Raw genomic sequence first — 11,677 nt, 5'->3', positions numbered from 1 at the left:
ATCATATTTGATTTTTGAACAAAACTAGGTATTGTAGGGTGTGTTAGAACGCAGTTCGTAACGCACCAAACCCTTGATGATGGTGCGTTACGCTGTCGCTAACACACCCTACGTATCTTTTCATAAATCAAATACTAGTCCTATAGCCAATCAGTTTTTGCCTCACTATACATTGATCTAAACACCTGTATAGCCCATCCTTTTACAGAATAATGGGCTATCCAAGTGGGAAATATCGAGAAGACTCAACCTCATCCTAAGACTTCGTTTCTTGTGTCTGTGCGTCGATAATTACACTCCAGTCATCATTTGTCACAGCAGCTTCAAGCTGACGCTGACGTTCGGCTATACTCGCATCTATTGTTTCTAACTCTTTAGAGAGGCTTGTATCAGCCATTGCTTTCCGCAGTTTTAGCTTTTTCTCCTCATAAGCTTGACGTTCCACCTCCGACATTACCGCCTTTGCAGCTTCCCCTACCGTACTAGCCCACATTTCGCTATCGGTTGCATTACCAGGTGGTGTGGTTTCGAGTTCTGCTATCCACGCATCTCGCAAATCTTCCATATCTTGACGCTTGGGAAACTTGAATGCTTGCACGCGCACAAAAGCGCACTTTTGCTGACCATTTTGGGTGACATGACTATTTAGCGAAAGCAACACATTCCGAGAATAGCCAATATACTGCACGCAGCGTTCTACATCTAATACTGCGTAAACACCTGCAATTTTAGCGTTCTGAGCAGATGCACTCCAAGCTTCAAGGTCAATGATTTCAGTACCATTGTTTGCCAGTTCAGGGGTTATACTCACCTCAGTGGCGGTGTGTTCGTCATCAGAACTATACAAAAATTCATGTAGCCCACGGTGGTTTATGGGGACATTTTGATGTTCAATTGGCGGGTTGTGCTGAGTTTCCATCGTCGTTTATCTCTGAGTTATGACAGCAGATTGCAAATATATGCCTTTAGAATATTGAAGCTTAAATCTACTCACATCCCCAAATTATTGCTGACAAAGGGAAAACAACTATTAGACCTTATATGAATCAATTGACACCTAAAAATTGGATATTCATCAAACAGCGCCTTACCCCTTATTTATTTTTACTACCCGCCTTGATTCTTTTGGGGTTGACTGTCTTTTTGCCCGCACTGCAAGCGTTTTACCTCAGCTTTACTAGCTATGAAGATATCGCCCAGCCGCCACAATGGATCGGTTTCGCCAACTTTTTCAAGCTTTGGAAGGATGCAGTTTTTTGGAAAACCTTGGAAAACACGTTTTTATATCTTGTGGGTGTAGTCCCAATTTTGGTAATTGCTCCCTTAGTGCTGGCAATTTTGGTAAATCAAAAACTGCGGGGGATGAATTGGTTTAGGGCAGCTTACTACACCCCAGTGGTAATTTCAATGGTGGTTGCAGGAATAGCTTGGAAATGGCTGTATGCAGAAAACGGATTACTCAATCAGTTACTAAAAGCTTTGGGGCTTTTTCCAGAAGGTATTCCTTGGTTAACTAGCCCAGCAAAAATTTTTGGTATTGTACCAATTTCTCTTGCCAGCGTCATGGCTGTCACCGTATGGAAAGGACTAGGCTACTACATGGTAATTTATTTAGCGGGGTTGCAATCAATTCCTGCTGATGTGTATGAAGCCGCAGCTATTGATGGATCTGATGGTATCAATAAACATTGGGATATTACCATACCTTTGATGAAGCCATATTTAGCATTAGTAGCAGTGATTTCGGCTATTTCTGCCACCAAAGTTTTTGAAGAAGTATATATTATGACCCAAGGAGGGCCACTCAGCAGTTCTAAAACGATTGTTTATTATCTATACGAGCAAGCTTTTGGTAACTTGGAAATTAGCTATGCTTGTACAATTGGGCTAGTGCTATTTTTGATAATTTTAGGATTATCAATTTTGCGATTAGCTATTAATCAGCAAGGGGACGATAATATCACCATCTGATTGCTGCCCCGGAATGGTTACTATTTGCAAAAAGAAGGCGGGGGGATCTTAACCGAACTGGATTGTCCCCACTCGCTATCTCAAATTATTTTTCCCTATACCCGCCAGCATAGTCAATTACACAAATTGTTCTATATGATTTGTGAGTTCCATAAGCAACGCCAGATACTTTAAAAGCGTCGTTAAAAATATTTTTTCTATGACCGCGATCGCGCACGCCATCATCAATAATTAATTGCATGACTATATCTTGGGCAGTGTTTGGCCCATAACTGATATTTTCGCCTGCGGTTGTTTCCCATCTACCATAGCGGTTGATGCGATTAAAGGGGTTGCTACCATCGCTACCATCATGACCTATAGCACCTTTTGGGCCTTGGTCTTTAACATGGTCTTTTGCTCCTAAAGACATCCCTTTCGAGGCACTCAAGGCTCCTACAGGACGTGCAGATTTCAGGAATGCGATCGCTTCATCGACTGCTTTGACTCCTTCTTGAGTTCGTAAATAGGTATTATTAGCAATTTTGACTCGATTCCCCTCAAAGCGTTTCCTATAGTTTTCTATAATCGGAAGGTATGCTTTGGGATTTGTTCGTACCTTATTTGTTTCAACAATTACCTGTTGTTCAAGTGGTGAAAGGTAACTCGCTTTTGCTAATAAAATTGGACTGGTTGGTTCAACTACTGCTGGATTAGAGTTTGCTACAGATGGGCTAGATTGAAACAGTTGATTTGAACAGCCGAATATCAGGGTAGCTGGCAAAAATACCCAAAATTTTATGCGACGCATCCATTACCTCACAATTTTTCTATGGATTAATTTAGTGAATTAGAAGAAATAAGAATTTTCAACGCACAGATAAGTCTGTATGCGCTTCTTTATTCAGAATTCAAGAAGCGAGACACCAGAACTTTTATCAGTTCCGTAAAAAGAACGGAAATGAGTTGATTAAGAGTATAGATAAAGCTGCGATTGCCTTTGTTCCTAAAGAGTTACAAATCTATCATTTGATACCTGTTGTAACCTTGATAACACTAAAACTAACTAACAAACAAAATCTTCATTTTCTAATGCCTGGTTTCAAATTTACACCTTGAGAAACCAACGTTGTTGATACATCAGAACACCAACAGCCCACCATAACAATACGGTGACTATGGCAAATAACAGAGAACCATTCAGAACTCCTGCCCAAGATGCGAAAAAATTATGGTAAATCCAATTGTAGGTACTGGGAGCATCTTTACCCGTGCCAACAGTGGTTTTCACTAGGATTTTAATCAACAAAACGGATGGAACGAAAAGTGCGATCGCATTTAAGCCCATAATTTCAAAAGGTTTACTCCAGCGACGATTTAGCCGGACTTCAATGAGTTCATAACAAGCTGCTAGCAAAAGTAACGCCCAACCGGTTGTCAAGACGACATAAGAACTTGTCCACAGCTTTTTGTTGATGGGGAATGTCCATCCCCACGCCCAACCGATAATTAAACAACCAATTCCAAATAATCCTAAGCCGATACTTGTACGTGATTGTACAGGTTGGGTGCGTATCCATTGACCCGTAAAGTAGCCAGCTAGAACACTTGCTATTGCGGGAATAGTACTGAACAATCCCTCTGGATCTCCCATAAAGTTGAAACCATCACCTTTATATAGATGTCCTTTGGGAATAATCATTCGGTCAATATAAGCGCCAAAATTACCTTCTCGTGTCAAAACTCCCGCGCCATAATCGGGTACTGGTAGATACATCATCGTTAGCCAGTAACCAATGAGTATTACTACTGCAAGTATCCATTGACCTTTGCGCGTCAGGTTGAGAACTATCAAGGAAGCCAATAGATAGGTAATACTGATGCGTTGTAACACTCCCATAATGCGGATGCTACTCAAGTCAAAAGTCCAAATACCTTGATTCCAAAAGCCATTTAGTAGGAATCCCAAGGCAAAGAGAATAGCGGCACGGCGTAATATCCGCCAGTAAACAGTTGAGGTGGGTTTATTGTCTTTGGTGTACTTTGACAGCGAGAAAGTCATTGCTACACCAACAATGAAGAGAAAGAAGGGGAATACCAAATCAGTTGGCGTGCAACCATGCCAATCGGCGTGGGCTAAGGGAGGATATACATCATCTGCGACTCCCGCCATATTGACGAGAATCATAGCAGCGATCGTAATGCCGCGAAAAACATCCAGTGAAGTCAGGCGCATAAAGAGAATTTTTTCTTTGATGAGTATCTAAGCTACCCCGCCTGATGCAGCTAATCAAGCAAAATTTATATACTCGGATACAAGGTAAAATTTTGTTAAATAATTACCACCAATTGTTATGCCAGTCAAAGTTGGAGATACCGCTCCTAATTTCACTTTACCTGCTCAAAACGGCTCAATAGTTAGTCTCCAAGATTTTCGTGGTACAAAAGCTGTTGTCCTATATTTTTATCCCAAGGATGACACACCCGGATGTACGGCTGAATCTTGCGCTTTTCGCGATCAATATGAAGTGTTTAAAAGTACTGGCGCTGAAGTTGTCGGTGTGAGTGCTGACTCTAGCGAATCTCACCAAAAATTTGCTGCAAAATATAATCTACCTTTTACCCTGTTAACTGACAAAGGCGACCAAGTACGGAAGCTATATGGCGCAACAGCAGCCTTTGGCTTATTCCCTGGTCGCGTTACTTACGTCATTGACCAACAAGGAGTTGTGCAATACGTGTTTGATTCAATGTTTAACTTTAAAGGTCATGTTGAAGAAGCACTGAAAACTTTGCAACAGCTTGTGAAGTGAGAGAATTGGGGATTGGGAATAAGAAACTCTTTCCCAGTCCCCAGTCCCTATTTAGAATGCAACTTTTCCGGCATGACAATATTAGTGTGGCTCGACTTGCCATTCTTGCCGTTTGTATGACCGTTACCATTGCGGGGATGGATTACACCATAACCGCCGTGGTTGCGTTCGTAAATTACATTAATCTCTCCAGTTTCAGAATTGCGGAACATATAAAAGTCGTGTCCTACGAGTTGCAGTTGTTCCAGGGCTTCTGCAAGGGTCATCGGTGGCATGGAAAAATATTTGGTGCGGACGACTTCGTTAGGTAGTTCGGGGGTGCGATCGCCAATTAAATCTGTAACTACTGACTCTGCAACAACTACTTCTGTTGGTTGGGTATGAGTTTTCTGGTCTTGACGACGTTCTTTGTATTTCCGCAGTTGACGGGCAATTTTATCTGCAACTAAGTCAATGCTGGCATATAAATTTTCGCTACTTTCCTCGGCACGGATAACGCTACCATTAGCGTAAATAGTTACTTCAGCTGCTTGTCTAGTATTAATTCGAGGATTACGGGCTACGCTAAGATGCACATCCACTTCATTTGTGATGCTCTGAAAGTGACTAGCTGCTTTTTCAATCTTTTGATGTACATATTCCCGAATCGCATCGGTGATTTCAATATTTTTGCTGTGGATGACAAGCTTCATGTAAACTCTCCCACTGAATATTTGATGTGTGAATTTGCTTTGTATGAAAAGAAATTGCGGTAAGGTCTATTACTCCCGCCAAAACAAATTGTGAACTGTTTTTATGTACTGCTGGTAAGCCATCTCTAAGCTTACTGCATCTAAGTTTTTGCTTATTATACCCTGAATTATCCTCCTCATCTCTGCGCTGATATCCAATTGGATTTCCACATAGAACTATTTGGTGAGGAAATTTGAGTAGTTGCTGCCGTAACTACGATCTCTATTAAAACAAGGCTTACAGAACTGTTGATAGTTGCTCCTTCTGTGTTCGGTTGAGGTTTACTCACTGTCGATGGAGAACACGAGTATTTGTAGAAGTCGATCTTGTTTGAAATGCAAACAAGATTATTAGAGTCATCAGCCAGTGCATCGTTCTTAATTGTCTTGGCATGATGCTTATTGCAGAGAATTCCTCCTAAAACCTATTGAGGTTGTATATTCAAACTAGCACTTTGTATTTTCTAATGCATGTTCCCTTGACTTTCCTTTAAAATCCTTTGCAAATCTTGACATTTTTTGGCTCCAATCCTGTAAATTGCAATATATTTTGTTCCTAATATCAGTTGATTTTTGGCACGATCCATAGTATGAAAGCACACAACAATCGTTGTTTACTGTATAATCAAGGATTAATGCCTTACTTAGATGCTCATGGATGGCAGCGATCGCTCCTCACTGACCGCATCCATGACCTCAGTCTAGATGACGTGTTAATTTTGCTAGAACATCCACCCGTTTACACTCTAGGGCAAGGAAGCAACTCAGATTTTCTCAAGTTTGATATTGACAAAGAGCAATATGATGTGCATCGAGTTGAACGAGGCGGCGAGGTTACTTACCATTGTCCCGGTCAACTTGTGGGATATCCAATTTTAAATCTGCAACATTATCGTAAAGACCTTCATTGGTACTTACGCCAACTCGAAGAAGTAATTATTCGCGTATTAGCAGTTTATGGATTACAGGGAGAAAGAATTCCGGCTTTTACTGGCGTTTGGTTACAAGGGCGAAAAGTTGCGGCTATTGGGATTAAAGTCAGCCGTTGGATTACCATGCACGGCTTTGCATTAAATGTTTGTCCAGACATGACAGGCTTTGAGCGCATTGTACCCTGCGGTATTTCTGATAAACCTGTAGGTAGTTTAGCCGAATGGATTCCAGGTATTACTTGTCAAGAAGTGCGTCTTTATGTAGCACAGTACTTTGCTGAAGTGTTTGGAGTGGAATTAGTCGAATCACAGCCTTAAGGATTTTTCCGGTCTGAGTAAATTCAGCTTGTAATTATGTAATAAATACTATAGCAGTCCTATTTAAATTATGAGACACTGATAAGAGTAGCCCATATTTAATAGTATTAAATTAACTATTTAACTGCGGTTGTCAAATCTAAAATCTGATTATTTACAAGTTTTTATACTAAATTTTTACGGCTGTCAAGCACAACTTTACGCGTGAAATACTCAAATAATTTCCAGGTATATGCCCCATCGTTAACGTCTTTGAGAGAACGTGATTGGACAGCTTTGATAGAACTATTCGATCGAGACGACGGTGATGAGATTGAAGCCGACATTAGCGGTAGTTTGTTTTGGCTGATACCTGAGCCTTGTTGGGAAGACGATCCTTTTGATTTCTTGCGTGAGTACCTTTGAAGAGGGCTGAGTTAGGAAAGTTATTAGTCTATTCCGCACCTGGTAAAACAGATATTGTAAACAGGACGGAAATGCGATCGCTTTTTTGATTGCAGCGATGAATTGCATTTAACTGAAAACTATTGTCCCATTCCCTATTGACGGGTATAACGATGTTTCACTCCAATGGGGAAATATTCGGAATCACCCATTGGGGCTAATGTAACTTGTGGTGTTTGGTATTCTACGGGAACATAATTAGCAAACTCGCTATTTAGGCGTAGCAGTTGTGAAAGAATAGAAAATGCGATCGCTTCTCTTTTATCTTCACTCCCCTCTACTCCTGGCGCTAACTCCACAACCACAGATAAAAATCGGTTCTTGTCTGCATCTTCCTTCACCTGCAACACAAATTTACCCGTTACCCATTTTTGAATTACTGGTTGCTCTAATCCCACCGTCACATTTTCTGGATAGATATTTGCGCCAAAATAGGAAACTGTAAAGTTAGAACGGCCGAATACATAAACGAAAGGTAGCTGATGAATACCTCTAGGTGATTGTTGAGTATCAGAACGCAGATTTTCGAGCGGGTTAAATCCCCATTCTGCTAAAAATTGCAGCATGGCATCATAACTAATTATCCCGCCAGTATCCAAGATGTCATAACGCACTAAGGGAATACCGTTATCTCCAGAAAATAGCAATCCGCCGTCGCGAACTTCAAAAAAGCGAGTGAAGGGATCGTATTGTACTAGCGTGGGTAAACGTGATTCTCCAAATAAAGCTCTAGCTGCATCGGGATTTTGCGCCAAAAAACGGCGAATGCAGATACTTAACGGTGTTTCATTACCCAAAACTCCCGCATCCGCAGTACCGTAAAGTGATGCAAAATCAGAGCAAGGATTTTGTGAACCAACTCTTTCACCAACTAAACTCCGCCATTCTTCACTAAATACTTCTCCCGCCATGACTAATTTAATCTGATATTGCTGCCACTCCACACCACGAGCGATACCAGTATCAATCACATCTTTTAAAAATGGCGGGTATCCCAATAATACAACTTGCTCAAATGCTGAACCTAATTCTTGGACAACTCGCAAGATTTCTTCTTTGTTGTTACCAGGAGTAATTATAGTGATGAGATAACCTTTGCTGGCAAGATAACGACAGCAATTAGTAGTGAATATTCCACCTACCCAAGTGCCCAAAGTGAAACAAATAACTGCTAGGGTACGTCTGGTATCTGAATAAAAACTATCGTGAAAAATCTGTTCAAAGCGTGTGGCTATTTGGAGTTCATCTGTGAAAAAACGAGGCCAAAATGTCGGTTTACCACTGGAACCTGATGAAGCAGCTATCATGTCGCACGCTTCTAATTGCCCGTTGCGGCACAAGTCAGCTAAAGGGTAACGCAGTATATAATTTTGTTTAGCGATCGCTGGGAGTTTTTGAAACTCCTCCAAGGTTTGAATAGTCGCGGGATTAATTTCCCTTTCTGCTAAAAAAGCTTTGTAGGCAGGTACATTAGCCGCCACATCATGAAATAAAGTTAAAGCTGCCGAAGTTTGAGTATTGAGATGCCGTTGCAATATCGTTTCTAGGGGAGTAGACAAAAAATCTTCAAATGCTTTAATGACTTGCTGCTGTCGTAGTTTGCGGTTCATGACGCTTCTTGTTTATCTTGAAATAGAACCAACACCGTTAAAATAATTCGTAATTCGTAATTCGTAATTCGTAATTCGTAGGATATCCGAAAATGAGGGTATGCGCGTTGTAATTATTCAATAAAACCTTAACTTATCCTTCAGCACCATGCAGCTCTATTGCAGTAAACAACACACAAATAATGGTAGTAATCGCTTTTGTACCCTTTGTGGTGAGCCATTACCTCTTGCTGTGGGGCAGGTGGTGGATAATCGCTATCAAATTATCCGTCATCTAGGGCAGGGTGGCTTTGGACGCACTTATTTGGCGGAGGATATAAGTAAATCCCATCAAACCTGTGTGCTGAAGGAATTTGCACCCCAAGTCCAAGAACATCAAGATTTACAAAAAGCTAAAGAGCTATTTGAGCGAGAAGCAAATGTCCTGAAAAAACTCCAGCATCCACAGATTCCGCGTTTTCACGCCTCGCTACAAGTGAAGATAGGCACTAAAGATTTTTTCTTTCTAGTACAAGATTATGTGGATGGTGATAATTACTACCAATTATTAGAACAACGCGAAAGTCAAGGAAAGACTTTTAGTGAAGAAGAAGTAATCACCCTACTGCAACAGATTTTACCTGTATTATCTTACATCCACTCGCAAGATGTAGTTCACCGTGATATCTCTCCCGACAATTTGATTTGGCGGCGTTCTGATAATCTACCAGTGCTGATTGATTTTGGTGGTGTCAAACAATTACCTGCTTCTCAAGGGTTTTGGCGGACTAAGTTGGTTGGAGATAACACATTACTAGGTAAAAAAGGCTACGCGCCAGAAGAACAACTACGGCAGGGGAAAGCCTTTTTTAGTAGTGATTTATATTCTTTAGCAGTTACATCGCTGGTATTGCTCACAGGGCAAGAACCGCAAAAATTATACGACAGCTATCAGGGAATCTGGGGATGGGGAAAGCAAATCCGAGTTAGTCCCCAATTGGAAGGGGTGTTAAAAAAGATGCTGGCTTATAAACCAAGCGATCGCTATCAACGAGCCGAACAAATCCTCAAAGATTTACCATCGGCAACTGCGACTAAATCACCTGGAAATTATATTACCACCAAGATTAAGACGATGGTAGTTGCTCCGGGAAGACAACGCGCCAGTGCTGTTATGAGTAGATTCCAAAACAAAACGCAAGCAATCTCTAAACCGATATCTTGGCCTGTTTGGATTCGCCCTTTTGCGATCGGTTTAGGGGGAACAGCTTTAGTTGTTTTAACTGGCGCAGGTACTTTAGCGGTGGTAAATGCAGTCATTCGGAGCGTAACTTCGATCGCTATCCCATCAATTTCATTACCGCAAATTCCCCAATTTCCAAATCCAAGTAGCAAACCAGTCAGCGACAAAGGGAAAAATAGCAATCTCCAGGAAATTATCAATCGTCGCCAAAAACTAGAAATTACTGAAGGATTTTTTATTCCCTTCGTAGATGATTTATTTTATACAAAAAAACCGGAATTAAAAGGACGTAGCCTGACATCTAAACCGGAAGACACTGGTTTACGAGATGAATGGTCTGGTATCGCTGACGATTTATTGAATAAAATAGAACAGGCTAACCTCAGTACAGAAGCTCGTCGTAAATTAGGTAAATATAGTCAAAAAGATTACGATACATGGAGACGACAAGCGCGATCGGGACAGTTTGGGAACTATACAATCGATCAACTAACCAAAGACACAAATGAAAAATTTGATCGGTTGTTTCCTGGTCAGGAGCGTGGGAAACTGAATCAAAAGACTTTCGGTCAAATTTGGTATGCGATCGCAGCCGATAGAGTCAGTAAAGTACAATCTGGCAATTAAGGGGATTGGGGATTGGGGACTAGGGAAAAGTTAGTAATAACTAATAACAAATGACAAATGACAAATGACAAAAATATATTGTTCTAAAGGACATGAAAATTCCCCAGGTAGCCGCTTTTGTCTCCAGTGTGGTGAAAATTTGTTGGGTACGCCCATGAGTTATAGTATCCAGCCGGGAATAACTTTAGGCGATCGCTACGTAATTGTGCGCCAAATTGGCCAGGGTGGCTTTGGACGCACTTATTTAGCTGAAGATGTCAACCGTTTCCGCGAACTTTGTGTTTTAAAAGAATTTTCCCCCCAAGTTCAAACCGCTTACGTTGTCCAAAAAGCAGAAGAACTGTTTGAGAGAGAAGCGAGTGTTCTCTATAAACTGCAACATCCCCAAATCCCGCGCTTTCGGGAACTGCTTCGGTTGAACTTAGGGGGCAAAGAATATCTGTTTTTGGTGCAAGATTATGTAGAAGGGGAAACTTATAATTCTTTATTAAATAACCGATTACAGCAAGGTTTGCGCTTTACAGAAGCAGAAATACGCCAATTGTTGCAGCAAATTTTGCCAGTGCTGGAATATATCCATTCATTGGGAGTAATTCATCGAGATATTTCTCCAGATAACTTAATGCTTCGCACTGTTGACAAACTGCCAGTATTAATTGATTTTGGCGGTGTCAAACAAGTAGTAGCAGCCGTTGCTTCCCAATATTACCAACCCGGCGCAGTTGCACCTCCCCCATCACCAACCCTATTAGGTAAGATTGGATTTGCTCCCCCAGAACAGATGCAAACTGGGTTAGTATCCCCCCACAGCGACTTGTACGCCTTGGCCGCAACAATGTTGGTTTTACTGACAGGGAAACAACCACAAGAATTAATTGATACCTATAATCTTACCTGGCAGTGGCGACGGGAAGTAAACGTGAGTGCTATATTGGCACAGGTATTAGATAAAATGCTGTCTGCTAGACCAAGCGATCGCTATCAATCAGTCCGTCAAGTACTCGAAGCCCTCAACCCGCCCCCAGCGAAC

At 41.3% G+C, this 11,677-nt stretch carries 11 protein-coding genes; 6 read left to right on the top strand and 5 right to left on the bottom strand.

Annotated elements, in window-relative coordinates; genetic code table 11:
- Positions 1-256 precede the first annotated feature (256 nt).
- Entirely contained in the window at positions 257-919 is a 663-nt protein-coding gene (locus CDG77_RS31040) for a GIY-YIG nuclease family protein (protein ID WP_094333071.1), read from the bottom strand.
- Between the two features lie 122 nt (positions 920-1,041).
- Between CDG77_RS31040 and CDG77_RS31035 the strand changes: the two genes are divergently transcribed.
- Positions 1,042-1,971: a carbohydrate ABC transporter permease gene (locus tag CDG77_RS31035; protein WP_094333070.1), complete on the top strand. Its 930-nt coding sequence runs from the start codon at positions 1,042-1,044 to the stop codon at positions 1,969-1,971.
- An 85-nt stretch (positions 1,972-2,056) separates the two neighbouring features.
- Here CDG77_RS31035 and CDG77_RS31030 read toward each other — a convergent pair whose 3' ends face one another.
- Positions 2,057-2,761, bottom strand: a complete 705-nt coding sequence (locus CDG77_RS31030; protein WP_094333069.1) for a CAP domain-containing protein — start codon at positions 2,759-2,761, stop codon at positions 2,057-2,059.
- Positions 2,762-3,058: 297 nt separating this feature from the next.
- Positions 3,059-4,186 (bottom strand): acyltransferase family protein, encoded by a 1,128-nt coding sequence (locus CDG77_RS31025; RefSeq protein ID WP_094333068.1) that lies wholly within the window; start codon positions 4,184-4,186, stop codon positions 3,059-3,061.
- A gap of 118 nt (positions 4,187-4,304) precedes the next feature.
- Here CDG77_RS31025 and CDG77_RS31020 point away from each other — a divergent pair, with 118 nt between their 5' ends.
- Entirely contained in the window at positions 4,305-4,763 is a 459-nt protein-coding gene (locus tag CDG77_RS31020; protein WP_094333067.1) for a peroxiredoxin, read from the top strand.
- Positions 4,764-4,810: 47 nt separating this feature from the next.
- Here CDG77_RS31020 and hpf read toward each other — a convergent pair whose 3' ends face one another.
- Positions 4,811-5,455 carry a ribosome hibernation-promoting factor, HPF/YfiA family gene (hpf, locus tag CDG77_RS31015; protein WP_094333066.1) on the bottom strand — a complete coding sequence of 215 codons (645 nt, stop codon included), beginning with the start codon at positions 5,453-5,455 and terminating at the stop codon, positions 4,811-4,813.
- A gap of 629 nt (positions 5,456-6,084) precedes the next feature.
- On the opposite strand from hpf, the gene lipB reads away from it, so the two are divergent.
- Positions 6,085-6,744: a lipoyl(octanoyl) transferase LipB gene (gene lipB, locus CDG77_RS31010; RefSeq protein WP_094333065.1), complete on the top strand. Its 660-nt coding sequence runs from the start codon at positions 6,085-6,087 to the stop codon at positions 6,742-6,744.
- Positions 6,745-6,948: 204 nt separating this feature from the next.
- Positions 6,949-7,149, top strand: coding sequence for a hypothetical protein (locus CDG77_RS31005; RefSeq protein WP_094333064.1), 201 nt, complete (start codon positions 6,949-6,951; stop codon positions 7,147-7,149).
- A 134-nt stretch (positions 7,150-7,283) separates the two neighbouring features.
- Here the strand turns inward: CDG77_RS31005 and CDG77_RS31000 are convergent, their stop codons facing one another.
- Positions 7,284-8,798: a phenylacetate--CoA ligase family protein gene (locus CDG77_RS31000; protein ID WP_094333063.1), complete on the bottom strand. Its 1,515-nt coding sequence runs from the start codon at positions 8,796-8,798 to the stop codon at positions 7,284-7,286.
- A gap of 148 nt (positions 8,799-8,946) precedes the next feature.
- On the opposite strand from CDG77_RS31000, the gene CDG77_RS30995 reads away from it, so the two are divergent.
- Positions 8,947-10,647, top strand: a complete 1,701-nt coding sequence (locus CDG77_RS30995) for a serine/threonine-protein kinase (protein WP_094333062.1) — start codon at positions 8,947-8,949, stop codon at positions 10,645-10,647.
- A gap of 64 nt (positions 10,648-10,711) precedes the next feature.
- Positions 10,712-11,677: serine/threonine-protein kinase (locus CDG77_RS30990; protein WP_145981748.1), on the top strand; the 966-nt coding region annotated here is incomplete at its 3' end.

The sequence above is a fragment of the Nostoc sp. 'Peltigera membranacea cyanobiont' 213 genome (assembly GCF_002245975.1).
Classification (GTDB): domain Bacteria; phylum Cyanobacteriota; class Cyanobacteriia; order Cyanobacteriales; family Nostocaceae; genus Nostoc.
The sequence above is the reverse complement of the archived record's forward strand: the minus strand, read 5'-3'. Positions and strand labels throughout refer to the sequence as shown.